The following is a 26,362-nucleotide window of genomic DNA, read 5'->3' on the forward strand; positions in this document are numbered from 1 at the left end:
TGGCTCCTCGAGCTGGACTCGAACCAGCGACCAATAGATTAACAGTCTACTGCTCTACCAACTGAGCTATCGAGGAACACCTCAACCGAGGCGCGTATATTAAAGACCGGGGCAGAGTGCGTCAAGCACCCATTTTAAAAGTTTTCGTGCGCCTGTCTTTAGGTGTAATCTCCTGATCAAATAATGACTTACGTTTAGCTCAGTGCAGCCAGGAGCTAGTGCCCCATGACCCGAATTTCCGGAAAAGATCTCCCTCTGGAAGAGTCCATCGAGTGCATGAGCAAGGGGCTCAAAGCACTCGGATTTGATATCGAAGAGGTGCGTTGGCTCAACCCGGTCCCATCGGTCTGGTCGGTGCAGGTTCGCGACCGTAACTGTCCGATGCTGTACGCCAACGGCCAGGGCTCGATTCAGGAGGCGGCGCTGGCCAGTGCATTGGGTGAGTTTTACGAGCGCCTCGGCACCAACTATTTCTTTACCGACTATTACCTGGGTAAAGAGCACGCCGCTGCCGATTTCGTGCACTACCCCAATGAGCGCTGGTTCGACCCCGTGGTTGGACGTTGGCCGGATGGGTTGCTCGATGATGTCACCCGGGATCATTATGACCTTCACGATGAACTCAATCCTGCGGAGCTGATCGATCTTAACTCCAGCCGAGCCGATCGTGGCATCTGTGCGCTGCCTTTCATCCGTCAGCGCACCGGCGACGAAGTGTGGTTTCCGGTCAATATCATCGGCAACCTGTACGCCAGCAACGGCATGGCGGCCGGTAACAATAAGTGGGAAGCGAGGGTACAGGCGCTGTCGGAGATATTCGAGCGCCATATCAAGAGCACTATCATCTCCACCGGGATCAGTTTGCCTCCGATCCCCGTTGCCGTTCTTCGCCGCTACCCCAAAATTCAGGCCGGTATAAAGGCGCTGCGCGCTCGGGGTTTTGTGGTAGAGGTGCGCGATGCGTCTCTTGGCGGCAAGTTCCCGCTGGTGAATGTCACCCTGATCAACCCGGAGGATGGCGGCTGCTATGCGTCCTTCGGTGCTCATCCCAAGTTTGAGGTTGCCCTGGAGCGAGCATTGACCGAACTGCTGCAGGGGCGCGAACTGGATCAGCTGGGAGCTTTTCCATCGCCCACCTTTAATGTCGATGAGGCCGCATCCCCTCTTAATCTGGAAACCCATTTTAGCGATTCCAGTGGAGTGATCGCCTGGGACCTTTTATCCGACAACAGCGATTACCCCTTCACGGAGTGGAATATCGACGGTGACCGGCAGGAGGAGTTCAACGAGCTGTGCCATCGTATCCATCGTGTCGATATGGATATCTACATTGCCGACTATGAGCACCTTGGCATCTATACCTGCCGTATCATCGTTCCGGGTATGTCTGAGATCTATCCCGTCGATAAGCTGATATGGCGCAACAATAACGCCGCGATCGATCTGCGTGCTTCGGTGCTGGCATTGGCGGAGCTGGAGCAGGATGACCATGAGGAGCTGCTTGATGCTCTGGTCGCGGGGCGTTTCGATGACGATCAACAGGTCGCTGCCCTGCTCGGCGTAGTGCCCGATGAGGGAGGTATCTGGGAAACCCTGAGTGTGGGAGAACTGCGCTGCCTGTTGTTGCTGGCAACCGGGGATAAGGAGGGGGCGCTTGATTGCGTGGAAACAGTGCTGGAGTCCGCTCGACTGCCCAGGGAGCGTCGGTCGCTCTACCGATGCCTGCACACGCTGCTGAATATAGAACTCGACCCCTTGCGATCGCTTGAGAGCTACCGGGCGTTACTGATCCGGGTCTACGGCGAAGTGCTGATGGACAGGGCGGTGGCGATGCTTGAGGGACGAGAACTGTTTACCGAATTCGTGAGCAGCAGCGAATTGCTGGAGAACTTTAAATCTCATCAAACACTGATAGGTGTTTACTCCCGTTTACAGTTGGCAAAAACGGGAAATTGACAGCCCCCCCTGATGAGCATCAATAAAAACGACCGCATTGTACCTGGGTACAGTGGTGACTGTACCCAGGCCTGCTTTACTGAATCCTTGATGCAAATAATTTACACCGGAGCGTCGGCCCTGTACTGAGGTCCACTTACGCAAAGGTGAACGAGTGTCTTTAATCGAATTAGAGACCTATTCAAGGAACCGGGGGTGTGTCATGTCTGAAGTCATCGGGAATGTAACTTTTCTGGATGGTAACGCCGTAGCGGTGTCGGCCGATGGTACCGAGCGCGTGCTTGCGCTGGGCGATGCCATTATGTCCGATGAAGTTGTACGCACAGCAGAGGGTGCTCGTATCGAGATCGCCCTGGCGAACGGTGAGGCCGTTGCTATTAGCGGTAACGACAGCTGGGTCGCCTCCAGTGCAGGAGCTGAAACCGCCGAGATGACCGGCGAAGTCATCGGCACAGTCAGCAGCGTTTCTGGGCAGGTAGTTGCCGTTGCGGCTGACGGATCCGAGCGTGTGCTGTTGGCCGGCGATGTGGTTTATGCCGACGAAGTGATCCGCACCGGTCCGGATGCGCAGATCGAAATCGCCATGAACGTTGGTGGACCGGTTGTGCTTGAGGGCGGCCAGAGCTGGCTCGCCACCTCCGATACCTATACCCCGGCCGATCAGTTCGATACCAGTGAAGCAGTTGCTGACAGCGGCTCATTCGATGACGTAGACGCTATCCAGGCCGCCATCCTTGCCGGTCAGGACCCGACTCAGATCGGTGAAGCCACCGCAGCGGGTGCCCCGGCCGCAGGCGCAACCGGTGGTGATGACGGTGGTGCCGACTTCGTCACCGTTAACCGTACCGGCAACGAAGTTGATCCGACCGCTGGTTACGACACTGTGGGCATCAGCTCGACTGTTGAACAGCCGGTGAGTGAAGAGCTGGCACCGCTCGAAGAGTTGCCGACGGTTAGCGTCTCTGTTGAAGTCAGTGTAGATACTCCGGCAGATCCGTCTTTGCCTGGGGTTCCAGATCAACCTACGGAAGAGTTCCCTGTCATTGTTAGCGGCAACGTGGTTAATCTTCTCGAAGGCACAGCTGAGGGTGAGGGCGAATATAAAGATGTGACCTTTAACCTGGTGCTTAGTCAGGTTTATGACAAGGACGTTACGGTTACCTACCAGCTTAATAATGGTACCGCGACCCATGGCGAAGACTGGCTGGATGGTGATGATCCGAACCATATCTACAGTGTCGTGATCCCCGCGGGTGAAACCTCGATTCCGGTCACGATTCATATTATCCAGGATAGCCTTGTAGAAGGTAACGAAACAGTGGGTATCGTGCTGTTAAGCGCTGATAACGCCACGGTCAATCCCGATGCCAGCTCGGGCACTATCGTAATTTTCGATGATGACTTCACTACCTTCAGTGTGACGGACGCCAGCATTCAGGAAGGTGGTTTGATGACCTTCACAGTTACCCGTATGGGCGATGCTACGTTTGATCAAACTGTGGACTTCTCCACCAGCATCGGTGCGGGCGATACGGCTGCGTCTAGTGACTTCACTGCTACTACCGGTACTCTTACCTTCGCTCCTGGAGAGACCAGCAAGACCTTCACGGTCCAGACTACGGCGGATACGATTGATGAAGAGAACGAAACTTTCACCGTATCTTTGAGCAATCCCAGCACCGGCGCGCTTGTCTCTGCTACAGACGGCAGTGCCACCGGTACTATCCTGGATGACGACAGCGTCAGCGTGCAGAGCGTCAGCGATGCCACCGAAGTGGAAGGCACCGACCTGGTCCACACCGTGACCATGAGCGGCGTGGCCGATACGGCGAAGACCTACAGCTTCAGCTTCAGTGACGTGAGCGCGACAGAAGGTACGGACTACGACGGCACCCCGGTGGTGTTCAGCGACGGCGTCACCTTCGACAGCAACACCGGCCTGATCACCGTGCCGGCAGGCGTTGACAGCTTCACCGTCACCTTCGGCGGCCTGGATGACTCGATAGACGAAACCAACGAGACCTACAGCCTCAACGTGGGTGGCGTTGGTGCCACCGGTACCATCGTTGACAACGATGAGGCGCCTATTACCTACGATGGCTCGGATTGGCAGGTGAACAAGAGTCTTATCCAGCCGAAGGGTAACGGAAGCATCACTTTCTCTGCCGGAGGCCAGATCCACTTTGACTTCTTTGTCACCGACCCGGATGCAGCGCTAGCCATCACTGCTAGTGACCTGGCGGCATTGAGTGCGCTTGGACTGGAGGTCAGTATCACCGAGGCATCTAATCAGGATGGTACTAGCTGGTTCAGGATCGACGTGCTCAATACTACTGAGGATCCGGTTGTCATTACCAACAGCCAGAAGATCGGTCTTGAATGGAGCAACGTGAGCAGTAACCTTGCTGATGTTGGATTTATCAACTCCGATGAATATGTGCTGCTGAATAACGACGGCAATAGTGCACCGTTGATCACCGGCTCAGGTGAAGATTTTGATGCATACGATGGTGATAATACCGACGTTGATCATATCTGGGCTTCCAGCGATCCGAACGGTCAGGAGTTTGTACAGACCACCCCGGTCGTCGAGGCTGGTGAAACCATCAACGGTGGTGACGGCAACGACATTATCTACGGTAATCCGGGTGTAAACCAGGCCAATCTGATCAACGATACAATCTCCGGTGGAGCAGGTAACGATATTATCGATGGCCGTGCGGGAACGGATATCCTGAACGGCGACGCTGGGGATGATGTCATCTTTGGTGGTTACGGCAACGATACGATCGATGGCGGACTCGGTAATGACGTTCTGACTGGTGGTTACGGCGAAGATGTCTTCCACTGGGATGTGCTGGATGCTGATGGTGGTACCGATACCGTTACCGACTTCAACTCGCATGGTGAGCATGATGTGCTTGATCTGTCAGACCTTTTGGATCCGACGGGGGCTAACGTCATAGATAGTGGCAATATCTCTTCATACCTTGAAGCGAACTTTGACAGTGTCTCCGACACAACGACCATTAAAGTCTATACCAACGGAGATGCAGGCCAAGGTGGTGCAGTGGTTGCCCAGGAGATTGTTGTTAATGGAGATGTGTCTGACCTTGCAACTCTCGTTGATAACGGATCCATCGTAGTCGATAACAGTTAATCCGATTGGCCATATGAAGCTCAGCTGTCTTGCTGAGCTTCAATATACTACCAAACCCCGCTTCGGCGGGGTTTTGCGTTTATCAGAAAGTGCTGAAGTTGCGTAGCCGGTTCTGTTGTTGCTACGGGGGCATATCAGCTTCTATGTTCCAATCTTGATCCATAGCAAAGATTGGTGCGCTTTATAGCTGGAAGCGCAGGATCCAGCTGCTCGACCAGCTTTTTTGAGCTGTAATTATATTAAGAGTGGCTAATAAATAAGGAGGTTCGTGATGACTGATGTCATTGGGCGGGTTTCTGCAATTCGTGGCCAGGCGGTGGCGGTTGCTGCCGATGGATCCGAGCGCGTGTTGCTGTTGGGTGATCAGGTTATCGATACTGATCTGATCCGCACGGGGACCGACAGTCAGGTCGACATACGGCTTGAGGGGGGTGAGGTTGTCCATCTGAATAGTGGTGTCGAGTGGCTGGTAAGCGGTGACCCGGGTCGTGTCGAAGTGCTTGAGCGCAGCGATCAGGCCGCGTTCGAGGTCGATGCGATCCAAGCGGCGATCCTCGCCGGTGAGGATCCGACTGCTGTAGCGCAAGCGCCCGCGGCGGGCGGTGATACCAGCGCCACGGGTAACGAGGGCGCGGAGTTCGTCGTACTGGACCGTGTGGCGGGAGAGGTGACGCCCGAAGCGGGCTACGCTACGCGCGGGATAGGCTACAGCGTCGAGCAGCCCGAGAGCGAAGAGCCTATTCTGGTCGCCGCTACCGTTCCCATGCCGAGCGAAGCACCCGAACCGCCTCGACCACCTGAGCCTCCTCAACCACCTGAGCCGCCAGAGCCGCCGGCCCCGTTGATTGCCGATTACCGAGGCTATGCCGCCGGGCAGGGCAGCGACACCAACCCGCATGGCACCGGCGGTACTTATGCCGACGCCAATGGGCTCAAGGACACCGGGGCGGAGAATGCCTGGGCGCTCTATAACGCAGAGAGCGGATATTACTCGGTCGGTCGTGTCGGTAATCCCCAGGGGGAAACCGATGAGCATATCGACCCGAACGAGGCGCTTGCTTTCAAGCTCAGTACACCGATGACTGAGGTCTACTTCCACTTCGACGGCGATGTCGGCGGTAGTCAGTGGTCGATCTACTCGGCGGACGGCGAGCGTATTACGCTGGCGAATAATGAAAAGTCCTTCTCCCTTGATGAGTATGTCGACGAGAGTGGGCTAGGGCACTTCTACCTCAACGATGCTGGCGGTGAGCCGCTGCAGTTTCAATATATCGCCTTCGATGGCGGCGATGATGCCCAGTTCAGCGTCAAACCGTTGGAGTTCGACGCGGTGCAGAGTGGCGAGTATCTGGGCGGCAGTGAACTGTTTATGGTACAGAGCGCCGATGCGCCGGTGGTGGATCCGAATGGGCACGAGGACGTCCGTGTGGATCTGTCCGATGTTCTGGATGGAGCGAATTCGAGCGATCTGGCGGCGCTGACCGGCTATATCCACGTCGCAGAAGACAGCGATAACGGGGGGCTGCTGCTGTCGCTGAATCATCAGGGTGCCGGTATCGAGGCCGGTATCGATCAGGTGATCAGCGTCGACACCTTGTCTCTCAGCGATCTGGGACTCGATATGGGGATGGATCAGACCGATATCCTGTCGTCGCTGCTGGATAACGGCATCATCTACGTCGACTGATAGCGGTTTGGGATCAATGGGGTTATTGCTCGACTCGCCGGCGCAGATCGGTCCATAACCCCAGTTTTTCCGAGCCGCCTACCCGTTTACCGGTACCACGCTCCTTGGCCAGCCATAGGCCGTCACCGTTGAAACTGTATACGGGCACCAGATCCTTGCGCTTGTTGGCGGGAAGGATCTCGGGGTTCAGGTTATCCAGTACCAGCGGGATGGAGCGAGGCTGTGGGAAGTAGGTCAGCACCATATGGGCCTGGTTCCAGTTCAGTGCCTTGACGTACATGATGCGCATGCGGTCGTCGGGGATACCGAGTTCGATGAGCGAGAAATATTTCGCAATGGCGTAGTCCTCGCAGTCGCCGCCGAAGGTGGTCAGCTTCTCGAACGGTGTTGCCCAGTAGTCCTCTACCTTCCAGTGCACGATGTCGGTGTAGTAGGGGACCAGGTTGAAGAAATCGTTGACCTCTTTGACCTTCTGCATCTCGGTCATGGACTGGTTGGATTCGATCAGTTTTTTCAGCGCGTTCAGCCTGAGTACGGCCTGCTGGCCGAACTTGGCCTCGACGCGGCTGAGCAGCGCCGGGCTGAAATCGACCAGCCCCTTGGCGCTGGCCGCCAGCGGTGAAAGGCTGAGCAGAACGCCCAGGCCAAGGCCGCAGAGTCGTCTGCGACCTCGCCTTAGTCGGCTGAACACTGATCTTTTCATCGGCTTGCCGCAGTCAATCCGATCTCGCGTACGGCTCGGTAGTCGGCTTCGCTTTCCACCGACTCCGCGAGGATGTTGACATTGAGCAGCTCGCCCAGCTCCTTCATCGCCTCGACCAGACGACGTTTCTCCGCATCGCTGCCGATATTTTCGGTGTAGATCCGTGCCAGACGGATATAGTCGAGGCGGAACTGCTTGACATCGTCCATTGATATGAAGCGGCTCTCGAAACGCTTGAGGATGATCCGTGCGCCATTGCGGTGGATGAAGTCGATAAAGCTGGAGAAGGATTTGATGTCACGGGTCGCGCCATAGGCGGTGACGCTAAACACCAGATGCCGGGCGACATCCTTGTTCTCCTGCAACAGCGTATACAGTTCGGAACGGAACTCGTTGCTGGCCAGGGCGGTGAAGGAGACGTTGACCGCGATATCGTGCTCGATCTGCTCGCGGCGGATCCGCTCGATCACCTGCTGTACGATGTGCAGATCGAACTCCAGGATGCGGCCCAGATTCTCGGCGACCGAGATGAAGGTGCCGATCGGCAGTGCATCACCCTTCTCATCCAGGACCCTGGACATCGCTTCCTCGAGTACCAGTTTATCCAGTTCGCCATCGGCAAGGCTGTACGCTTTTATACCGTAGTCGATCTCGACCCGTTTATGGTCAACGATCTCGCCGACGAGTCGCTTCCATTCATCCATACTGCGGGTATTGGCGCTGTACTGGGTGATGGCGAAGCTATTCTGCCCGATCAGGCGGGCCTTCTCGTAGGCTTCGGTGGCTGCTGATACCAGCTCGGCGGTGGTGCCCTGCGGGTCGAAGGCAACTGCGCCGATATGGGCAACGCTCTCCTTGTCGTATGCTTTACCCAGATCTGCCAGCCGCTTCAAAATCGCCTGACAGAGCTGCTCGGCGCTGCTCTGGTTCTGACAATCAGCGATCAGAATGAACTCGGAGCCGACGATACGGTAGAGGAAGTCACCGGCGACGCCTTGTTCCTTGAGCGCGGTACGGGTTTCATGAACGAACTGCCTGATGAAGGTGTCGACCTTGTCCGAACTCAATGTGGCCGCCAGCTTGCCCAGTTCGTCGATGCGGATGATGAACAGGTAGCCCTGCTGGCGTGCCATGAAGCGCTCTTTCATATCGGTTTCGAAGGTGGCGCGGGTCTCCAGCCCGGTCAACTCGTCGATGCGCAGGCGCTTGCCGGTCTCCTCCAGCCGATTGTTCAGGTTGGTGATCACCTTCTCGATCTTGCCTGACATCAGGTTCATCGAGTGCGCCACGTTACGGATCTCGGTGGTCCAGGGCAGTTTGTCGATGGTGGCAAAATGACCGTCGGCGATGCTCAGGGCCAGCTTTTCGATGCGGCCCAGCGGGCTCAATACGAAGCGAATCAGAATGAACAGCAGCGCGATGAACACAACCAAACTGATAGCCGCGAATGTCAGCGAGTCCTTGGCTTGTTGCCAGAGTTTCAGATAGCCGAGTCCCGGATGGATGGTGACGTAGACGGTGCCGCCGACAACCCAGCCGCCATCGATCTCCGAGTCTGCGGTTACCGTGTTCATCGGCAGCAGCTCGGTGAACCACTGGGGTACCTCTTCAAAGGTCTTGGGGTTGGTTCGGCGTACCAGCTCTTTGCCATCCATATTTTCCAGCAGGATCTCGAGATAGTAGCCGCGGTCGAAGATGGTGTTCACCATCGTCGCCAGGATGGTGTCATCCTCATCGAGAATATAGGGGCTCAGAGACAGACCGAGAGAGGTGGCGGTATCCTGGGCGTGGACCTCCGACTCCACCTGCAGGTAGTCGCGGATGTTGGTCAGGCTGGTATAGAAGTTGATCGCGAAGATGGCCAGGAACATGGCCGAGATCAAGAGCATCAGCTGCTTGGACAGCGTCATCGAAAGACTCCCTTTTCAAAAACGGCCCGTTAGCCGACCCAGTTCTGCCCCGATTAGTCAGGCAAGAAAAACTCTAGCATGCCGGGATGACGGAGCGATCTCCGTTCACCCTGCTTATCGGGTCAGTTTAGGCGAAAAGGGACTCAATCGTCATCATCCTCGTCGTCATCTTCATCCATGACGCGGATGATCTTGCGGTATATCTCAACCCGATCACCGTCGCTGAGCTTGGTGTCCAGCTTGCTCAGCTTGCCGAACACACCTACTTTTTGGGTTTTGAGGTTGATCTCCGGGAAGCGCTGCAGAATACCGGATTCGACAATGGCGTCCTCGACCGTCGCATCCTCGCTGAGGGTCAGCTGGGTCCACTCCTGTTTCTGTTTGCCGGAGTACGCAACTGCGACCTTCATAGCGCACCCTCCATCCTGGTGTTGTTGCCGGAAAGTTCGACGGCAGCGCTCTCCCGTGCGGCGAGCATGCGGTCGACCACCCGCTTGCCGGCCAGCATCAGGCCGAGGCAGATAAAACCTCCGGGGGGCAGGATCAGCAACAGCGTGCCGCCGTAGTCGGGGAATACCTCCAGCTCGATCAGTGACGCCCACTGGCCGAGCAGCAACGAGGCATCGGCAAACAGAGTGCCGGCGCCGAAAAACTCGCGCATGGCGCCGAGCAGTACCAGTACCCAGGTAAAACCCAGGCCCATGGCGAAACCATCAAGCATCGACGGCGCCACCAGGTTTTTCGACGCGAAGCTCTCGACCCGACCAAGGATGGCACAGTTGGTTACGATCAGCGGGATAAACAGCCCCAATACCTTGTACAGTTCGTGCATCCAGGCATTGAGGAACATGTCGACCATGGTCACCATGGCGGCGATCAATACGATAAATACCGGGATGCGCACCTGAGGTGTGATGATGCCCCTGAGCATCGACACCAGCAGGTTGGAGAACACCATTACCACCAGCGTGGCCAGCCCCATGCCGAGACCGTTACTGGCCGTGGTGGTGACCGCCATCAGCGGGCAGAGTGCCAGCATCTGGCTCAGTACGACGTTGTTGTGCCAGAGGCCTTCGCTCCAGATCTCTTTGTAGGATGGACCGCTCATGGCTGCTCCTCCGAATTGACTGCGTTCAGACCGGCAACGGCGGCCTGCAGGTGTAACTTCTGTTGCTCGAACACTTTCAAACCTTCATGCACCGCGCCAACGTAGGCACGTGGTGTAATCGTTGCACCGGTAAACTGGTCGAAGCGGCCGCCATCCTTCTTCACCGCCCAATCCTTCTCCGGAATGTTGCTCAGGGAGAAGCCGTTGAAGCCCTCGACCCAGTCATTCTTGGCGATCTCGATCTTGTCGCCGAGTCCCGGTGTCTCGGCGTGGGTGATGGTGCGTACACCGGTCAGCTCACCATTCGCGTTGACGCCGATGATCAGCACAATGGTGCCGCTGTAGCCGCTATGGGTGATCACTTCATAGGCGGCACCGGTGAGCTTGCCATCTCTGCTGGCCAGAAAGACGGTCGGGTCGCCGCCGAAGGGGTTACCCTCGAGCTGCGTGGTATCCTCCAGCGGATTGTTATCGTACATCTCAACCGGCAGTACCTGACTGAGCATGGCACTGCGATCCTCTTCTAGGCGTGCCTTGATATCGTCGCGGGTACCGTGTTCGCCCATCATCAGGATGATACTGACGATCATGGCGATACCGCCGAGTAAACCCGCCTGATAGCCGATGCCACGGGTATAGCTGGGTACCAGCGGCGTTGTCGTCATACCGTTACTCATCGGCTTACTCCTTCGACTTCAGCGGCTTGCCGGTGTAGCTGTAGCCATAGATACGGGGGCGGAAGTAGCGGTCGATAATCGGCGTCAGTGCATTCATGAACAGCACCGCGAAACCGACCGCCTCCGGGAAGGAGCCCCAACTGCGGATAATGAACGTAACCAGAGCGACGCCCATGCCGAACACCAGCTGCCCGTTGTGGGTTGTAGGCGAGGTCACCATATCGGTGGCGATAAAGAATGCGCCCAGCATCGCCGCACCGGTCAGCAGGTGGAAGCTGGGCGGTTCGAAGCGGTCCGGATGCACCAGGCTGAAGATAAGCGCGAGCAGCGCCAGGGTGCCAAGCATCGACACCGGGATATGCCAGCTGATCACCCGCTTGTAGAGCAGGAACAGTCCTCCGAGCAGGATCAACAGGGCGGAGGTCTCGCCCAGGCTGCCGCGCATGGTGCCGATGAAGGCATCGCTGATAGCGAAGGCTTGGGGTATCGATTCCGTTACCGGTATGTTCATGGTCAGGGCGGTTTTGACATGACCCAAAGCGGAGGCTCCGGTCATCGCATCCGGGATCGGCATCAGGCCGGCGGTGATCATCAGGCTATCGACAAAGCCGGGTGCAGCGGCGCTGGTGATGGGTGCCGGATCGATCCAGGTGGTCATCTCCACCGGGAAGGAGATCAGCAGGCCGACACGGGCCAGCATCGCCGGGTTGAACAGGTTCTGGCCCAGTCCGCCGTACAGATGCTTGCCGATCACCACCGCGAACAGGGTGCCGACGACGGCGATCCACCAGGGCGCCCAGGGCGGCAGTGTCATCGCAATCAGCCAGCCGGTCAGTAGCGCCGAGCCATCCCGGCAGGGCTTCAGTGAGCGCCCGGCCAGCTTCAGACAGGCCGCTTCACTGCCCAATGCCGTGAGCAGGCAGAGCAGGAACAGGTTGATCGCGGGCCAACCGAACAGGTAGAGGCCGTACAGGGTTGCCGGTAGTAGTGCCACGCAGACCAGCAACATGGTGCGCTGCACCGAGCTGCGATTATGCGCGTGGGGGGAGGAGATCAACTGAATCATGATCCGCTTTCCTCATTGGCTGGGGCGTCAGTTGCTTCCGTTTCGGCGGCCTGCGCCTGTGTGGCTTGCGCTTGTTCCGCTTTCTGGGCCTTGGCGCGCTCTTTTGCCTCTTTAGCGGCTTTGGCTTTGGCGGCTTTCTCCGCTTTTGCCGCGGCTTTTTCAGCCTCCTCACGCTCCTTGCGTGCCTTGCGTGCTTCGGCCAGGGATTTGGTCAGCTCACCCTTGCGGCTCTGTATGCGTTGGCTGCTCAGCTCCCCCTTGGCGAACTGGAAGTAGTGCACCAGCGGAATATGCGAGGGGCAGACATAGGCGCAGGAGCCGCACAGAATGCAGTCGCGCAGGCCGAACTCCTTGGCGCCGTCGAAGTCATCGCCCTTGGCGTGGCGGGCCATCTCCAGCGGTACCAGCCCCATCGGGCAGGCGGATACACAACTGCCGCAGCGGATACAGGGGGAGGGTTCGGTTTTGCTGATCTCCGGGTTGGCCAGCGCCAGTATGCCGCTGGCTCCCTTGGTGATCGGTACCTCGGTGGTGTGCAGAATCTGCCCCATCATCGGTCCGCCCATGACCACACGGGCCGGTGTTTGGCTGAGGCTTCCGCACTGCTCGAGCATCCAGCTCACCGGTGTGCCGAGCAGTACCTCGACATTTTGTGGCTGTTCGATGCACTGGCCGGAGACGGTGACCAAGCGTGATATCAGCGGCCGGTGTTCATACAGCGCCTGATGCACGGCATAGGCGGTGGCCACGTTATGCACCAGCGCCCCTACATCGGAGCTACGCCCGCCTGCCGGCACTTCACGGCCCATGATTGCCTGAATCAGCTGCTTGGCCGAGCCCATGGGGTAGCGGGTCGGGATCGGCTGGACCAGCACATCCGCATAGGGAGCGGCGGCCGCCGTCATCGCCGCGATCGCCTCCGGTTTGTTGTCCTCGATACCGGCCACGATCCTGTTCGCACCGATGGCACGCTGGATCAGTCGAGCCCCGGAGATGATCCCCTCACCGCGCTCGCGCATCAGCATATCGTCGCAGGTGAGATAGGGTTCGCACTCGCTGCCATTGAGGATCAGCGTATCGATCTTCTGCCGCGCGCCCGACTTAAGCTTCAGTGCGGCGGGGAAGGTGGCACCGCCCAAACCGACGATACCGGCCTGGTCGACCCGGTCGGCGATCTCGGCCGGTGTTAAGCTCATCGGATCCAACTGTTCCCCCGGCTGCAGGGACTCATCAAGACCATCGCTCTCGATGGTGATGGCGGTGGTGGTCAACTGCGAGGGGTGGGGTGCAACCACCTCGCCGATCGCGGTTACCGTGCCGGAGGTGGGCGCATGCAGCGATGCACACACATCCTCGCCGGTCGAGGTGGCGATCAGCTGCCCCTTTTTAACCCTGTCACCTACCTTGACCACAGGTTCGGCCGGTTTGCCGGCATGCTGACGTAGCGGCAGATGCAGCCGCGGGGGAATACCCAGCGTCCTTACTGGCTGACCGGTGCTCTGCTCCTTGCGCTCTTCCGCATGAACACCGCCACGAATCTTGAGTTTATTGAACATCGCTTATGTCACTCATGCCGCTGCGGGTTTGGGCCAGTGCCAGGTATCCAGCGTCTGCTGTTCCGGGCGCATGGAGATACAGTTCTCGGGGCAGGCGTCAGCACACTTTTCACAGCCGGTGCAGGCATCGGCAAATACCGCGTGAATCTGCTTGGTGGAGCCCAGTATGGCGTCGGTAGGACAGACGCGGTAACAGCGGCAGCAGCCGGTGCAGAGGGACTCCTCGATAACCGCGATCATCGGTTCGCTGGCCATACCGGAGAGGTCCGCGCTGATGCCGAGCCTCTCCGCCAGCGCCTGCGCCAGTGCACGCCCGCCCGGCGGGCAGCAGGTGACGGAAGCATCACCACGCACCATCGCCTCTGCAGCGCCGCCGCAACCGGCAAAACCGCACTGGCCACAGTGGGTGCCGGGGAGCATCGACTCCACCTCCTTGACGATCGGATTCTCCTCGACGGCGAACACCTTGTCGGCGTATCCCAGCATCAGGCCCAACGCCAGACCGAGCAGCGTAAGCACAGCAACAGCAGTAATCATGATGTGACTCTCCTCATGATGTGATTCTCCTTGACCCGCGACACCTCAAACGAGGCCGCCAAACCCCATGAAAATCATCGACAGCAGACCCGCTGTCACCAGACCCACCGGCGCGCCGGCAAAGGTGGCCGGAACATCCGACAGCGCCAGCCGTTCGCGCAGGCCGGCAAAGATGATCAGTACCATCGAGAAGCCGATGGAGGCACCGAAGCCGTAGACCACACTTTCGATAAAGCTCAGTCCCTCCTGCACGTTGAGCAGCGCGACACCCAGCACCGCACAGTTGGTGGTGATCAACGGCAGAAAGATGCCCAGTGTCTGGTGCAGCAGGGGGCTGCTCTTTTTCACCATCATCTCGGTGAACTGCACCACCGCCGCGACAACGAGGATGAAGGAGATGATGCGCAGGAACTGCAGTCCCAACGGCTCAAGCAGGTAGTACTCCATCAACCAGCTGCTGACGCAGGAGAGGGTCAGTACGAAGGTGGTGGCCAACCCCATGCCGGTGGCGGTGCTGAACTTGTTGGAGACCCCCATCAACGGACAGAGCCCGAGGAACTTGACCAGCACCACGTTGTTTACGAGCACGGTGCCGATGAGCAGGGTGATTAATTCCATGGTGCGCAAACCTCCGGAAATGCCGCAACTGGATGTCTGAGCGGGAATTGCACCAACTATGCCATTGGTAAGTTATTGAAATTAAAGGATGTCGTGGGCTGGGTGGCTGTGTGAATGATGACATTGTGGGTTTTGTGACAGATCGGTGCAGGGCTGCACTCTTATGTGTCATCAATCCGACATTATCCTCTCATTATGTGTGGAATTGCCTTTATATAAGGCTGTTTCTGTCTGTGGCGCAGTAATTGCTAATCCTGGTTATCCCCGTCATCTGAGGAGCTGACATCATGGCGAAAGAGATACAGCCGGGCATTACCGATGAAACTCCTGTCGTCGATAAGGGCGAGCTGTTGGAAGGGTTGCCCGCGAGTGTGTTTTTTCAGGCCGTGGAGCATTCGCCCGTTGCGATCTCGATAACCGATCTGCACGCCAACATCCTGTACAGCAATCGCGCCTTCACCAAGGAGACCGGCTATACCACCGCCGAGGTGCTGGGCCGCAACGAGTCGGTACTGTCCAACCGCAATACGCCCAGACTGGTCTATGACGCACTCTGGGGGCGTCTGAAACAGCAGAAACCCTGGTCGGGTGTGCTGGTCAACCGGCGCAAGGATGGCAAACGCTATCTGGCCGAGCTGATGGTGGCACCGGTTTTGGACGACGATAACGAGCCGATCCACTATCTCGGCATGCATCGCGACGTGACCGAGCTCTACTCGCTGGAGCAGCGGGTGCAGAACCAGAAGGCGATGATCGAAAAGGCGGTCAATGCCGCCAATGTGGCGATGGTGCTGCTGGATGAGGAGGAGCAGATCGTCCTCGATAACCTGGCCTACAAGACCCTGGCCACCGACATGTCACCGCAGGAGCCCAGTCATGTGATTCTGCGCGCGCTGCGCGATGAGATGGGGGATCGCTTTAACACCATCCGCGAGCGGGGCTTGGGGTTCAACGACTACGAGATCCGCCTCGATATCGGCAAAAGCCGTTCACCGCGCTGGTTCTCTGTGGATGGCAGCATGATCGAGATCGGTGATGAAACCGCCGACTCCTTCTTCGCCCAGCCGGAGCGCCACTACCTGATGCTGGTGATCAACGATGTCACCGAGCTGCGCCGCCGCCAGCATGCCGAGCAGATGAATGCGCTGAAACTGCTGATCGCCGAAGAGGAAGCGCTGCAGAGCATGCGCGAAGCGCTCAACGGTGCCCTGTATCAGTTCCAGCGTCCGCTCAACCTGATGAACGCCGCCGTGCGTATGCTGGAGCAGCGCCAGGGCGATGAGCACGCGTTGACCGAGCAGGTGATTGCGGCACTCAAGGAGGCTATTGCCGCCGGTAATGAAGCGCATGAGACGCTGGAAAACGCGGTGCCCAAGGAGCATCCGGGGGTCAAGAGCGCGATCAACATGAATGAGCTGCTGCGCAATGTGCTGGAGCTCTGCACCGCCGATCTGCTCAAGCACGGCATACTGGTGGACTGGCATCCGCCGCTGCACATGCCGGCCATGATCGGCTTTGAGAGCCGCCTGCACAGCCTGTTCAAGCAGCTGGTCGACAACGCCATTGAGGCGATGGCCAGTGCCAAGTGTTCGCGTCGTGAGCTGAGTATCGTCGCACGTATCGAGGGCGGCGAGGTGGTGGTGACCATCGCCGATACCGGTCCAGGCATCTCGCAAGAGCACCGTACCCGGGTCTTCGAACCCTTCTTCAGCACCAAGCCGCATACCTATCAGGGTGCCGCCTACGGTATGGGGCTGACCATTGTGCAGGAGATCGTCGCCGAGCATCTGGGTACCGTATATATCGACCCCCAGTACCAGGAAGGTTGTCGTGTCTGCGTGCATCTGCCGCTGAATGCTGAGCGAGGCTGAGGAGGTGATGATGAACTCTCCTGGAATATTTACCCCGCGTAACCGATCCGAGCTGCTTGACCGTCAACTCAGTGTGCTCAGTATCGTCTGCCGTACCCTGACCCGCTCGCTCGATCTCAGTGCCAGTCTCGACGAGCTGCTCAAGGTGCTGCATATGGAGGGCGGCATGAAGCACGGACTGGTGGCACTGATGGATCCAGAGTTGGGTGAGCTCTGCGTCAGTGCCGTGCACAGCAGCTCCGAGATGGTCCAGCAGGCGAAGAACGCCGTGCGCTATCGCCGTGGCGAGGGGATCATCGGTTCGATTTTGCAGAGCGGTCATCCGGTGGTGCTGAGGAAACTGTCGTCGGAACCCAAGTTTCTCGACCGTCTGGCGCTGTACGACTGGGAGTCTCCCTTTATCGGCGTGCCGCTGAAGGACCAGAGCGGCGAGGTGATCGGTGTGCTCAGTGCACAACCGGTATCGGAGCTGGAGGAGTTCCTGTCCGATGAGTCCCGCTTCATGGAGATGGTCGCGAACCTGATCGTGCAGGCGGTGCGTCTGTTGGCTCAGGTGCAAACCCAGCAGCGCAACATTACCGACGAGCGAGACGAACTGCGCCGTACCGTACGTGCCAAGTTCGGCTTCGACAACCTGATGGTCGGGCACACCTCGGCGATGAAGCAGGTGTTCGACCAGATCCGCCGCGTCGCCAAGTGGGACACCACGGTACTGATCCGCGGTGAGTCCGGTACCGGTAAGGAGCTGGTGGCCTGTGCCATTCACTACAACTCGCCCAAGGCGCACAACAGTTTCGTCAAGCTGAACTGTGCCGCGCTACCGGAAAACCTGCTCGAGTCCGAGCTGTTCGGTCATGAGAAAGGCGCCTTTACCGGTGCCGTGAAGATGCGCCAGGGGCGCTTCGAGCAGGCCGATGGCGGCACCCTGTTCCTTGACGAGATCGGTGAGATCTCCCCGCTGTTCCAGGCCAAGCTGTTGCGCGTGTTGCAGGAGGGGGAGTTTGAACGGGTTGGCGGTAACAAGACGATCCGGGTCAATGTGCGCATCGTCGCCGCCACTAACAGGAACCTGGAACAGGAGGTGCGCGAGGGCAACTTCCGCGAGGATCTCTACTACCGCCTCAACATCATGCCGATCAACCTGCCGGCGCTGCGTGAGCGCAAGGCGGATATCCCTGAACTGTGCGGCTTCCTGCTCGACAAACTGTCGAAGAACCAGGGGCGCAAGCTCAACATCACCGATGCCGCGATCCGCATACTGATGGGGCATGGCTGGCCCGGTAACGTGCGTGAACTGGAGAACGTGCTGGAGCGCGCCGCGATCATGACCGAGGATGGCGAGATCGACCCCTCGGCACTCTCCCTGCAGGGGCTGGATACGCCGCGTCCAACCGCTCCGGTTACCGCGCTGTCGATGGCCCCGGCAGCGATGCCGACCGATGCGGGACGACCGTTGGACGATCCCGAGCTGGATGAACGCGAGCGGGTTATCGCTGCACTGGAGCAGGCCGGTTGGGTACAGGCCAAGGCGGCGCGTCTGCTCAATATGACGCCGCGTCAGATCGCTTACCGCATCCAGACCATGAATATCGATGTGAAGAAGATCTGAAACCCGCTGGTTCGAGACTTCCAGCCGATTAATATCCGGGGGTGGATCGCTGGGCGCAACGGAGCGATCCGACCCTCCCTCACTCGCTGTCTCTGTCGCAGATGAGATCTAAACTGCCGAAGGCCCTTGACACTCCCGCGCACTAGACGCGTAAACTGTCGCCTAAGAAAATCATACTGTTAAGTGTATCTTGGTGATCCTGGATACAGGAGTGTACAGAGTCCCGCCAAAAGTTTCCGAGCTGGGGCGGCGACAATTTCCAGAGTAGAAAAATAAGGAAGAACAGGGATGACCCGGTCGCTCATCGATGAGAATAATGTCCTGCTGGCTTCGCAACCGATCTATGACAATGACGACCGCGTAGCGGGGGTCGAGCTGCTCTACCGCAACGATCTCGGGCAGCGCGTGGATGAGGTTGGCGAGGTTCGCGCAACCAGTGAACTCCTGTTTAACTTCTGCGCCGGCATCACCCGGCAGACCGACCATTATCAACAGCCTGCCTATATCAACGTGTCGGCGGATTTTCTCCATTCCAAGGCGTTTTTCCCCATCGATCCAGCCCGTGTCGTGATTGAACTGGTCGAGACGATCAAGCCTGACCGTCGTCTGATCGAAGCGGTGGCCGACTGGCACAGTCGCGGCTTCCGTTTCGCGCTCGACGACTTCGGTTTTCAAGAGCGCTGGCTCCCACTGCTGGACTATACCTCGGTGATCAAGGTCGATGTGTTGAACACGGAGTTTCAGGCAGCAACCGACTACCGTCAGCAGTTTGACCGTCCTGGCCTGAGCTGGCTGGCCGAAAAGGTCGAGGATCAGCGTACGCTGTCAGCCTATCGCGAAGCGGGTTTCGACCTCTACCAGGGTTATTTCCTCGCTCGTCCGGTTCATATCTTCGGCAAGAAGCCGACAGCCAATGTCGTGCAACTGACTCGTGTGATTCGAGAACTCTATGCCGAGGAGCCGGAGCCGGGACGTATCGTCGACCTTATCGCGACGGACCCTAATCTTTCAGTGAGTCTTCTCAAGGTCGTCAACAGTCCGTTGTACCGGGCGGCGCATCCGATCAAATCGCTGCAGCAGGTGGTGATCTGGCTCGGTATGGATAACCTGCGGCGCTGGGCGATCATCATCGAGGCGATCAAGCTGAGTTCGACGGAAAAGGCGCGCATGGTGTTGATCCGGTCGGAGTACTGTCGCCTGCTCGCCATGCGTAGCGCAAATGAGATGCTGGATCCCTCTCATGCCTTTCTGGTTGGCCTGTTGTCCGGTGTCGGGATCCTGCTATCGGTAGAGCCCGAACTCTTTCTGCAGGAGATACACGTCGACGACGAGATCGCGCAAGCGGTGCTTGAACACAGAGGGCGGCTCGGAGCGCTACTGTCGCAAACCCTGGCGATCGAGAAGGCGATCTCGCTGAAGCAAAAGCCGGAGCTGGAGACGGTTCCGATGCAGGATCTGGTCGAGTATGGCCGGGTTACCCTCCAGGTCCAGCAGATGCTGTCCGAGTTCCTCTAAGCCCGCTCCAGGCCGGTTAACAGCCGGCCCTTTCTTCCGAGCCATGTGTCGTAGATATGACAATTGCCCGGAATCTGTCCCATACGATACAAGCCATCAACGCGAATGTTTTTAATTAATCCTTTTAAAACAGGTGGATAGACTATGGCCTGAGGTTTGCACTCTGCTCTGCAAGCAGGTGATCTGCATCTGAAAAACAGGCCGCAAGGCCAGCAGAGGAGTGAAACCGATGGAGTTGACAGTCCTGAACGATACCCCGAGCGAAAGCGCTGGCGGTTGCTCTACCAGCTCATGCGGCAGCAGCAACGATCAACTCAGCCATCTGCCCGACGAGATCAAGCAAAAGGTGCACAATCACCCCTGCTACTCGGAGGAGGCGCACCACTACTTCGCCCGCATGCACGTTGCGGTTGCACCGGCCTGTAATATCCAGTGCCACTACTGCAACCGCAAGTATGACTGTGCCAACGAGTCGCGCCCGGGCGTGGTGTCCGAGCTGCTGACGCCGGATCAGGCGGTGAAGAAAACCAAGGCGGTGGCGGCCAATATCCCGCAGATGACCGTGCTCGGTATCGCCGGCCCCGGCGACCCACTGGCCAACCTGGAGCGTACCTTCGAGACCTTCCGTCGCCTCAGCGAGGAAGCACCGGATATCAAGCTTTGTGTATCGACCAACGGCCTGGCGCTGCCGGCAGCGGTGGAGGAGCTGTCCAGGCACAACATCGACCACGTCACCATCACCATCAACTGCGTCGATCCGGAGGTCGGGGCGCAGATCTACCCTTGGATCTACTGGAACAACCGCCGTATCTACGGCAAGAAAGCCGCCAGGATCCTGATCGAGCAGCAGCAGAAAGGGTTGGAGATGCTGGTGGCCAAGGGGATTCTGGTCAAGGTCAACTCGGTGATGATCCCCGGTGTCAACGACCAGCATCTGAAAGAGGTGAGCCGCATCGTCAAGCAGAAGGGCGCCTTCCTGCACAACGTGATGCCGCTGATCTCCGAAGCCGAGCACGGCACCTTCTACGGCGTCATGGGGCAGCGCGGCCCCTCCAACGAAGAGCTGATGGATCTGCAGGACGAATGCTCAGGCGACATGAACATGATGCGCCACTGCCGCCAGTGTCGTGCCGATGCGGTGGGTCTGCTCGGTGAGGACCGCGGTGACGAGTTCACCATGGACAAGATCGAGCAGATGGATATCGACTACGAGGCGGCGATGGTCAAGCGTGCGGCGATCCATCAGGGCATCGCCGAAGAGCTGGCCGAGAAGGAGAAGAAGCGGGCGGTACTGGCAGCGGTCAAGGTGCCCAGCGGTCCGGCGGCGGAGAACACGCACTTCCGTCCGGTACTGATGGCGGTGGCGACCAGCGGCGGTGGCATGATCAATCAGCACTTCGGTCACGCCACCGAGTTCCTGATCTACGAAGCTTCCTCCAACGGCGTGCGCTTTATCAGCCATCGTAAGGTCGATCAGTACTGCATCGGTAACGATACCTGCGGCGAGAAGGAGAGTGCGCTCTCCGGCAGTATCCGCGCCCTGGCCGGTTGCGAGGTGGTGCTCTGCTCCAAGATCGGCTTTGAGCCCTGGGGACTGCTGGAGGAGGCGGGTATCCAGCCCAACGGCGAACATGCCATGGAGCCGATCGAAGAGGCGGTGATGGCGGTGTACGAAGAGATGATCGCCACCGGTCGGCTTGACCATGCCAAAGGTGCAAGCAGTCAGATGAGTGCCTGAGGAGGTGCCTTATGTCCCTGAGCATTATTGAAAGCTGCGTCAACTGCTGGGCGTGTTACGACGTCTGCCCCAGCGAGGCGATCTATGAGGCGGCGCCTCACTTCCTGATCGATGCCAAGAAGTGCACCGAGTGTGAAGGGGATCACGCCGATCCGCAGTGCGCCAGCATCTGTCCGATCGAAGGTGCCATTCTGGATGCGGCCGGCGAGGCGATCAACCCGCCCGGCTCGCTGACCGGGATACCGCCGGAGATGATGGAGAGGGCGATGGCCGAGATCCAGGCACGCTAGGGGTGTAGTCAGGGGTACTGGAGAGAGGAGGTTCCATGGCGCAGGTGGTGTTTTACGAAAAGCCCGGTTGCATCAACAACCGCAAGCAGAAGCAGTTGCTCGAACAGGCCGGACATCAGCTCGATCTGCGCAATCTGCTCAGCAGCACGTGGACACCGCAGAGCCTGCGCCCCTTTCTTGGCCCCGAGCCTGATGGCTGGATCAACAACAGCCATCCGGATCTAAAGGCGGGCAAACTGGCGCTCGACCTTGATGATCCTGACGCGGTATTGGCACAACTCTGTGCCGATCCGCTACTGATTCGACGTCCGCTGATGCAGATCGGCGGGCACTGTCTGCAGGGTTTCGATGCCGGGCAGGTCGACCGCATGATCGGCCTGACCCAGCTCCCCGAAGGGGATATCGAAACCTGCCCCAAGCGCCACACCCTGTCCCCGTGTTCGGCGGAGGGGGTGAAGTAAATGGCACTGGCGGCACTGCAGACATTGAGCCGGTTCGAGCGATTGATGGCGGTCGCGGCGGGTGGAGAAACCGACCGTCATCTCGCTCACCTTATTCTCGGCCCCCGGCTGGGCCTGGGTTGTCTGCCGCTGAACCTGGGGTTGGCACCCGAGCGTTTCGCGGCGCTGGTCGAGCGTCACTTTCCTGATCTGTGCGATAGCGATGCAGAGGAGTGTCTGCTTCCGAATCCCGGTGAGGCGCAGCTGCTGGAAACCCGTTCGGCCCTGCGTGACGAGCTGTGCTCAATGCGTGATGACGAGCGCGAGGAGCTGGTAGCACTGTTGGAGGAGTATCGAGCGGCAGGAGTTGCACCCGAGCTGTCGCTGATCGTCGCCACCGGTTGCCTCGGCGGCGAACATCTCTGGCGCGACCTGGGTTTCCCCGACCGTGCCAGCCTGAGCGAACTGATGCAGAGCGCGTACCCAGGGCTGAAAGCGCTGAATGACCGCGATATGAAGTGGAAGCGCTTTTTCTACAAGCAGTTGTGCGAGCGGGGCGGCGGTTACGTCTGTCGTGCGCCGAGCTGCGATCAGTGCAGCGCCTACAGCGACTGCTTCGGTCCCGAGGAGTAGGCGGATGACTGGGCTGCACTCTGGCGTGACCCACGAGACGATGACACAGCTCAGCGCCTACCACAGACTGAGCAAGCACCGTCTTGATAGCTACGCACCGGGGCCGGAAACCCTGGACTGGGACGATCAGCCCAACGTGTTCCGCAGCTTCGACGGCGCGCCGCGTATTGCATTGCCGCTGGTGGACGATCGTGCCGATTCGGTGCCGGTGGAGGTACTGTTCAGCGCCGATCTGGCGCGACAGCCGCTGGACCTGGCATCGTTGTCCAGCTTTCTGCGCTACGCCGGCGGACTGACCGCCTGGAAGGTGTTGGGCCCCGACCGCTGGTCGCTGCGTGCCAACCCCTCCAGCGGCAACCTGCACCCGACCGAGCTTTATCTGCTGCTGCCCAAGGCCGAATCCTGGGACGCCGGGCTGTACCACTACGACGTACTGTCGCACTGCCTGGAGCAGCGTCTGCCACTGCCAGGCGATACGGTGCCGGGCATCAGCCTGATCCTGACCTCCGTGCTGCAGCGCGAGGCGTGGAAATATGGCGTACGGGGGTTGCGCTACTGCCTGCTGGATACCGGTCATATGCTGGCCCAGTGCCAGGCCTCGGCGGCGATGCTGGGCTGGGCAGTGCAGTTGCACAGCATCGATCATCAGACCCTGTGTCGGCTGACCGGCATTCGCCGCGAAGAATACCGGGTGGTGGAGGCGGAGTATCCGGAACTGCTGATTCGCATCGGCCAGGCCACTACCGACTACCAGAGGTTGGCCGAGCTGTGCGAACAGTCAACCGACTGGTGCAGCGTGCCGAGCAGGCTCGGTCCGCGTTCCCCCTACAACTGGCGTGAATGCCATGCCATGGCGCAGGCGTTCAGCGCGACACCGAGTGCTCAGCTCGCGACTCGCGCCGAGGTGCCGGCGACCGGACCCGGCGGGTTCGGTGAGCGCCAGGCCGCCGAGGTGATCCTGAGCCGGCGCAGTGCCCAGGGCTACAACCATGAGCGGGTACTGTCCCAGGCCGAGTTCAGCGCACTATTGCAGCCGTTGATTGCCGGGCAGAGCCGGATGCAACTGGAGCCGGCACAGCTACACCTGCTGCTGTTCGTGCACAGCGTGGAGGGCGTGCAACCGGGCATCTACCTGCTGCCACGTTCGGAACAGGGCGAACGCCTGATGCGCAGCGCGATTACGCGCTGGCCAGAGTGGCAGCCGGTCCGGCTGGGGAGCGGAGTGCAACTGATGCAGCTGAAAACCGCCAATACCCGCAAGGTCGCGGCGCAGCTGTGCTGCAACCAGATGATCGCGGCGGCCAGCGCCTGCACGCTGATGATGCTGGCGGAGTACGAAGCGCCGCTGGAACAGCAGGGATTGGCTGGATACCAGCAGCTCTACCACGAGGCCGGCGTGCTGGGTCAGGCGCTCTACCTGAGCGCCACGGCACTGGGCTTGAGCGGTACCGGCATCGGCTGTTTCTTCGACGATGCCGTGCATGAACTGCTCGGACTCGAAGGCGAGGCGATGCAGGTGGTGTATGGATTCGCACTGGGTGAAGGGAAGCAGGATTCGCGGGTGACCGGTCTGTCCGGTTACCACCATCTTCGGGATACGAGCAATGTCTGAGTTCAATTCTGCCGAAGTCGGAGTCGGCGATATCGATCAACCCGGCGATCATGGTCTGACCCAGTTGATGGTCGCGGCCCATCGCGGCGACAGCCTGGCGGTGGCACAACTGATCGCCCGTGGCGCCGATGTGAACCGGCGTAACGATGACGGCAACAACGCGCTCTGGTTCGCCTGCCGCGCGGACAGCCCCGACTGCGTACGCGAGCTGATCCGCCAGGGCATCAACGTCGACAACCAGAACCTGAACGGCGCCACGCCGCTGATCTGGTCCAGTGCTGCGGGCAAGCGGGAGATGGTCGAGATGCTGCTGGCCGCCGGAGCGGATACCGAATTGAGAACGCTGGACGACTTCTCCGCACTGGATGTCGCCGGCAGCCGCCAAATCATGAAACTGCTGATGGCCACAACCCGCATTGCGATTGGCCAGTAAACCTGAGGACAGGCTATGACTACCGAAGAGAAGATTCGCAAGCAACTGGCCGAGAACTCCGTGCTGCTCTATATGAAGGGCACACCGGACGATCCGAAATGTGGATTCTCCCGCAACGCGGTGGAAGCGTTGAAGGGACTCGGCAACAGCTACGCCTTCGTCAACGTGCTGGAAGCGCCATTCATCCGCGAGAAGCTGCCGAGCATCTCCAACTGGCCGACCTACCCGCAGCTGTTCATCAACGGTGAACTGATCGGCGGTAGTGACGTGATCGTGGCGATGGTCGAGGACGGCAGTCTGAAGCCGATGCTGGACGCCGTTGGAGGTGCCTGATGCTGAGCAGTGAAGTGGAAGCGATCGTGCAGGCGGCGCTGCCGGATGCACAGATCGATGTCAGCGGCGAAGAGTGCAGTTTCACCCTGGCGATCATCAGTGAAACCTTCGAGGGGCAGAGCCTGATGCAGAGGCAGAAGGGCATCCTCGCCCTGTTCGAACAACAGCTCAAGAGTGGTCAGCTGCACGCGTTGACGATCAAGGCCTACACGCCGGCGCAGTTTGCCGAACTGCAGGATACCTATCTGGTACAGCTCGAATGCTGATACCGATATAAGCGATCGAGGTGATAGCGATGAAACAGCTAAGCGCACAAGACAGTTCGATCCAGGCACTGGATCAGTTCGAACACCTGGCCCAGGAGTCCCAGATCGGCCTCGGCCGAGGCTCTTCACCGCTGACCCTGGCCCGCATCGCCATGCTGCTGGCCGCCGGGCGTTATTGCCGCCATCGCCATCTGTCGATCGGGCGCCAGTCCACCTTTCAGCGTAAATTGATGGATCAGGAGAGTCACCATGAGTATTGATGAAAACATGTTCGACGACGAGTTCGTCGAAGCGACCAACAAACTGATCGAGATCGCCAACGAGATGGGCGGCAAATACGGCGATCACAAGATGGGCGTGGCCTTTATCTACGCTGCAGCGCGCTTCAATGCCTACATCGCGGCAGGCAGCGTGACCAAGGCCGAGGAGCTGGCCGGCAAGCGCGACAAGGCGGTGGAGTACTTCACCGACCGCTTCCGTCAGCTCTATGACGGCAACCTGGCTGATTATATCGCCAACTTCGATGAGTACATGGGAGAAGCGGCCGAAGAGGAAGCTGCTGCCAGTACTGCACACTGATCGCCGTTCTTCCTTGCAGCAGGCTCGACCCGGCCACACCACCAGGTCGATCTGCTGCAGCCTAC

Annotated in this window: 25 protein-coding genes and 1 tRNA gene; 16 read left to right on the forward strand and 10 right to left on the reverse strand. The window is 59.0% G+C overall.

What is annotated here, in order from left to right:
- A tRNA-Asn gene (locus KQ940_RS10560) sits at positions 1–76 on the reverse strand.
- A 149-nt stretch (positions 77–225) separates the two neighbouring features.
- Here KQ940_RS10560 and ycaO point away from each other — a divergent pair.
- The 3 genes from ycaO to KQ940_RS10575 all read left to right on the forward strand — a co-directional run bounded on the left by ycaO (position 226) and on the right by KQ940_RS10575 (position 6,803).
- On the forward strand, positions 226–1,956 hold the full coding sequence (ycaO, locus tag KQ940_RS10565) for a 30S ribosomal protein S12 methylthiotransferase accessory factor YcaO (protein ID WP_217413560.1): 1,731 nt from the start codon (positions 226–228) through the stop codon (positions 1,954–1,956).
- A gap of 202 nt (positions 1,957–2,158) precedes the next feature.
- Positions 2,159–5,116: a retention module-containing protein gene (locus KQ940_RS10570; protein ID WP_217413562.1), complete on the forward strand. Its 2,958-nt coding sequence runs from the start codon at positions 2,159–2,161 to the stop codon at positions 5,114–5,116.
- A 271-nt stretch (positions 5,117–5,387) separates the two neighbouring features.
- Positions 5,388–6,803, forward strand: a complete 1,416-nt coding sequence (locus KQ940_RS10575; RefSeq protein WP_217413563.1) for a retention module-containing protein — start codon at positions 5,388–5,390, stop codon at positions 6,801–6,803.
- A 22-nt stretch (positions 6,804–6,825) separates the two neighbouring features.
- On the opposite strand, the gene KQ940_RS10580 is transcribed toward KQ940_RS10575, so the two are convergent.
- From KQ940_RS10580 to rsxA, 9 genes are all read right to left on the reverse strand, one after another.
- A complete protein-coding gene (locus KQ940_RS10580; RefSeq protein WP_217413564.1) occupies positions 6,826–7,506 on the reverse strand; it encodes a transglutaminase-like cysteine peptidase in 681 nt (226 codons plus the stop codon).
- Positions 7,503–9,416 carry a bifunctional diguanylate cyclase/phosphodiesterase gene (locus KQ940_RS10585; protein ID WP_217413565.1) on the reverse strand — a complete coding sequence of 638 codons (1,914 nt, stop codon included), beginning with the start codon at positions 9,414–9,416 and terminating at the stop codon, positions 7,503–7,505. Before KQ940_RS10585 ends, KQ940_RS10580 begins: the two co-directional genes overlap by 4 nt.
- Positions 9,417–9,559: 143 nt before the next feature.
- Positions 9,560–9,826 (reverse strand): RnfH family protein, encoded by a 267-nt coding sequence (locus tag KQ940_RS10590; RefSeq protein WP_217413566.1) that lies wholly within the window; start codon positions 9,824–9,826, stop codon positions 9,560–9,562.
- Positions 9,823–10,524, reverse strand: a complete 702-nt coding sequence (locus tag KQ940_RS10595; protein ID WP_217413568.1) for an electron transport complex subunit E — start codon at positions 10,522–10,524, stop codon at positions 9,823–9,825. The genes KQ940_RS10590 and KQ940_RS10595 overlap by 4 nt, the downstream gene beginning before the upstream one ends.
- The gene (gene rsxG, locus KQ940_RS10600) at positions 10,521–11,201 is read right to left on the reverse strand and encodes an electron transport complex subunit RsxG (protein WP_217413569.1); all 681 of its coding nucleotides are present in this window, start codon (positions 11,199–11,201) and stop codon (positions 10,521–10,523) included. The genes KQ940_RS10595 and rsxG overlap by 4 nt, the downstream gene beginning before the upstream one ends.
- 4 nt (positions 11,202–11,205) lie before the next feature.
- The gene (locus KQ940_RS10605; RefSeq protein ID WP_217413570.1) at positions 11,206–12,267 is read right to left on the reverse strand and encodes an RnfABCDGE type electron transport complex subunit D; all 1,062 of its coding nucleotides are present in this window, start codon (positions 12,265–12,267) and stop codon (positions 11,206–11,208) included.
- Positions 12,264–13,823: an electron transport complex subunit RsxC gene (gene rsxC, locus KQ940_RS10610; protein ID WP_217413571.1), complete on the reverse strand. Its 1,560-nt coding sequence runs from the start codon at positions 13,821–13,823 to the stop codon at positions 12,264–12,266. The genes KQ940_RS10605 and rsxC overlap by 4 nt, the downstream gene beginning before the upstream one ends.
- A 12-nt stretch (positions 13,824–13,835) precedes the next feature.
- Positions 13,836–14,360, reverse strand: coding sequence for an RnfABCDGE type electron transport complex subunit B (locus KQ940_RS10615; RefSeq protein ID WP_217413572.1), 525 nt, complete (start codon positions 14,358–14,360; stop codon positions 13,836–13,838).
- 45 nt (positions 14,361–14,405) lie between these two features.
- A complete protein-coding gene (gene rsxA / locus KQ940_RS10620; protein ID WP_217413574.1) occupies positions 14,406–14,978 on the reverse strand; it encodes an electron transport complex subunit RsxA in 573 nt (190 codons plus the stop codon).
- Between the two features lie 287 nt (positions 14,979–15,265).
- On the opposite strand from rsxA, the gene nifL reads away from it, so the two are divergent.
- From nifL to KQ940_RS10685, 13 genes are all read left to right on the forward strand, one after another.
- Complete coding sequence (gene nifL / locus KQ940_RS10625; protein WP_217413576.1) at positions 15,266–16,849, forward strand: nitrogen fixation negative regulator NifL; 1,584 nt, start codon at positions 15,266–15,268, stop codon at positions 16,847–16,849.
- 10 nt (positions 16,850–16,859) lie between these two features.
- On the forward strand, positions 16,860–18,458 hold the full coding sequence (gene nifA / locus KQ940_RS10630; protein WP_217413578.1) for a nif-specific transcriptional activator NifA: 1,599 nt from the start codon (positions 16,860–16,862) through the stop codon (positions 18,456–18,458).
- A gap of 288 nt (positions 18,459–18,746) precedes the next feature.
- The gene (locus KQ940_RS10635; protein ID WP_217413580.1) at positions 18,747–19,973 is read left to right on the forward strand and encodes an EAL and HDOD domain-containing protein; all 1,227 of its coding nucleotides are present in this window, start codon (positions 18,747–18,749) and stop codon (positions 19,971–19,973) included.
- A 229-nt stretch (positions 19,974–20,202) separates the two neighbouring features.
- Positions 20,203–21,711, forward strand: coding sequence for a nitrogenase cofactor biosynthesis protein NifB (gene nifB / locus KQ940_RS10640; protein WP_217413582.1), 1,509 nt, complete (start codon positions 20,203–20,205; stop codon positions 21,709–21,711).
- An 11-nt stretch (positions 21,712–21,722) separates the two neighbouring features.
- Positions 21,723–22,001 (forward strand): 4Fe-4S binding protein, encoded by a 279-nt coding sequence (locus KQ940_RS10645; RefSeq protein ID WP_217413585.1) that lies wholly within the window; start codon positions 21,723–21,725, stop codon positions 21,999–22,001.
- A gap of 35 nt (positions 22,002–22,036) precedes the next feature.
- Entirely contained in the window at positions 22,037–22,462 is a 426-nt protein-coding gene (locus KQ940_RS10650) for a thioredoxin domain-containing protein (RefSeq protein ID WP_217413587.1), read from the forward strand.
- Complete coding sequence (locus KQ940_RS10655; protein WP_217413589.1) at positions 22,463–23,074, forward strand: nitrogen fixation protein NifQ; 612 nt, start codon at positions 22,463–22,465, stop codon at positions 23,072–23,074. It begins immediately after the preceding gene.
- Between the two features lie 4 nt (positions 23,075–23,078).
- Complete coding sequence (locus KQ940_RS10660) at positions 23,079–24,686, forward strand: SagB/ThcOx family dehydrogenase (protein WP_217413591.1); 1,608 nt, start codon at positions 23,079–23,081, stop codon at positions 24,684–24,686.
- Positions 24,679–25,119 carry an ankyrin repeat domain-containing protein gene (locus KQ940_RS10665; protein ID WP_217413593.1) on the forward strand — a complete coding sequence of 147 codons (441 nt, stop codon included), beginning with the start codon at positions 24,679–24,681 and terminating at the stop codon, positions 25,117–25,119. Before KQ940_RS10660 ends, KQ940_RS10665 begins: the two co-directional genes overlap by 8 nt.
- A gap of 15 nt (positions 25,120–25,134) precedes the next feature.
- Positions 25,135–25,452: a Grx4 family monothiol glutaredoxin gene (gene grxD, locus KQ940_RS10670; protein WP_217413594.1), complete on the forward strand. Its 318-nt coding sequence runs from the start codon at positions 25,135–25,137 to the stop codon at positions 25,450–25,452.
- Positions 25,452–25,718, forward strand: a complete 267-nt coding sequence (locus tag KQ940_RS10675; protein ID WP_217413595.1) for a BolA family protein — start codon at positions 25,452–25,454, stop codon at positions 25,716–25,718. The genes grxD and KQ940_RS10675 overlap by 1 nt, the downstream gene beginning before the upstream one ends.
- 29 nt (positions 25,719–25,747) lie before the next feature.
- A complete protein-coding gene (locus tag KQ940_RS10680) occupies positions 25,748–25,978 on the forward strand; it encodes a hypothetical protein (RefSeq protein ID WP_217413596.1) in 231 nt (76 codons plus the stop codon).
- Complete coding sequence (locus tag KQ940_RS10685) at positions 25,968–26,297, forward strand: DUF3144 domain-containing protein (protein ID WP_217413597.1); 330 nt, start codon at positions 25,968–25,970, stop codon at positions 26,295–26,297. Before KQ940_RS10680 ends, KQ940_RS10685 begins: the two co-directional genes overlap by 11 nt.
- Positions 26,298–26,362 lie beyond the last annotated feature (65 nt).

Source organism: Marinobacterium ramblicola, assembly GCF_019084545.1.
GTDB classification, from domain to species: Bacteria; Pseudomonadota; Gammaproteobacteria; order Pseudomonadales; family Balneatricaceae; genus Marinobacterium_D; species Marinobacterium_D ramblicola.

What these genes read in the sequence shown, in the direction of transcription:
- KQ940_RS10590 (WP_217413566.1), bottom strand. Translation starts at nt 9,826, where the DNA reads ATGAAGGTCGCAGTTGCGTACTCCGGCAAACAGAAACAGGAGTGGACC.
- KQ940_RS10605 (WP_217413570.1), bottom strand. Translation starts at nt 12,267, where the DNA reads ATGATTCAGTTGATCTCCTCCCCCCACGCGCATAATCGCAGCTCGGTG.
- KQ940_RS10685 (WP_217413597.1), top strand. Translation starts at nt 25,968, where the DNA reads ATGAGTATTGATGAAAACATGTTCGACGACGAGTTCGTCGAAGCGACC.
- rsxG (WP_217413569.1), bottom strand. Translation starts at nt 11,201, where the DNA reads ATGAGTAACGGTATGACGACAACGCCGCTGGTACCCAGCTATACCCGT.
- KQ940_RS10580 (WP_217413564.1), bottom strand. Translation starts at nt 7,506, where the DNA reads ATGAAAAGATCAGTGTTCAGCCGACTAAGGCGAGGTCGCAGACGACTC.
- KQ940_RS10650 (WP_217413587.1), top strand. Translation starts at nt 22,037, where the DNA reads ATGGCGCAGGTGGTGTTTTACGAAAAGCCCGGTTGCATCAACAACCGC.
- nifB (WP_217413582.1), top strand. Translation starts at nt 20,203, where the DNA reads ATGGAGTTGACAGTCCTGAACGATACCCCGAGCGAAAGCGCTGGCGGT.
- rsxC (WP_217413571.1), bottom strand. Translation starts at nt 13,823, where the DNA reads ATGTTCAATAAACTCAAGATTCGTGGCGGTGTTCATGCGGAAGAGCGC.
- nifA (WP_217413578.1), top strand. Translation starts at nt 16,860, where the DNA reads ATGAACTCTCCTGGAATATTTACCCCGCGTAACCGATCCGAGCTGCTT.
- KQ940_RS10655 (WP_217413589.1), top strand. Translation starts at nt 22,463, where the DNA reads ATGGCACTGGCGGCACTGCAGACATTGAGCCGGTTCGAGCGATTGATG.
- KQ940_RS10675 (WP_217413595.1), top strand. Translation starts at nt 25,452, where the DNA reads ATGCTGAGCAGTGAAGTGGAAGCGATCGTGCAGGCGGCGCTGCCGGAT.
- KQ940_RS10585 (WP_217413565.1), bottom strand. Translation starts at nt 9,416, where the DNA reads ATGACGCTGTCCAAGCAGCTGATGCTCTTGATCTCGGCCATGTTCCTG.
- nifL (WP_217413576.1), top strand. Translation starts at nt 15,266, where the DNA reads ATGGCGAAAGAGATACAGCCGGGCATTACCGATGAAACTCCTGTCGTC.
- KQ940_RS10645 (WP_217413585.1), top strand. Translation starts at nt 21,723, where the DNA reads ATGTCCCTGAGCATTATTGAAAGCTGCGTCAACTGCTGGGCGTGTTAC.
- KQ940_RS10680 (WP_217413596.1), top strand. Translation starts at nt 25,748, where the DNA reads ATGAAACAGCTAAGCGCACAAGACAGTTCGATCCAGGCACTGGATCAG.
- grxD (WP_217413594.1), top strand. Translation starts at nt 25,135, where the DNA reads ATGACTACCGAAGAGAAGATTCGCAAGCAACTGGCCGAGAACTCCGTG.
- KQ940_RS10570 (WP_217413562.1), top strand. Translation starts at nt 2,159, where the DNA reads ATGTCTGAAGTCATCGGGAATGTAACTTTTCTGGATGGTAACGCCGTA.
- KQ940_RS10595 (WP_217413568.1), bottom strand. Translation starts at nt 10,524, where the DNA reads ATGAGCGGTCCATCCTACAAAGAGATCTGGAGCGAAGGCCTCTGGCAC.
- KQ940_RS10665 (WP_217413593.1), top strand. Translation starts at nt 24,679, where the DNA reads ATGTCTGAGTTCAATTCTGCCGAAGTCGGAGTCGGCGATATCGATCAA.
- KQ940_RS10660 (WP_217413591.1), top strand. Translation starts at nt 23,079, where the DNA reads ATGACTGGGCTGCACTCTGGCGTGACCCACGAGACGATGACACAGCTC.
- KQ940_RS10615 (WP_217413572.1), bottom strand. Translation starts at nt 14,360, where the DNA reads ATGATTACTGCTGTTGCTGTGCTTACGCTGCTCGGTCTGGCGTTGGGC.
- KQ940_RS10635 (WP_217413580.1), top strand. Translation starts at nt 18,747, where the DNA reads ATGACCCGGTCGCTCATCGATGAGAATAATGTCCTGCTGGCTTCGCAA.
- ycaO (WP_217413560.1), top strand. Translation starts at nt 226, where the DNA reads ATGACCCGAATTTCCGGAAAAGATCTCCCTCTGGAAGAGTCCATCGAG.
- KQ940_RS10575 (WP_217413563.1), top strand. Translation starts at nt 5,388, where the DNA reads ATGACTGATGTCATTGGGCGGGTTTCTGCAATTCGTGGCCAGGCGGTG.
- rsxA (WP_217413574.1), bottom strand. Translation starts at nt 14,978, where the DNA reads ATGGAATTAATCACCCTGCTCATCGGCACCGTGCTCGTAAACAACGTG.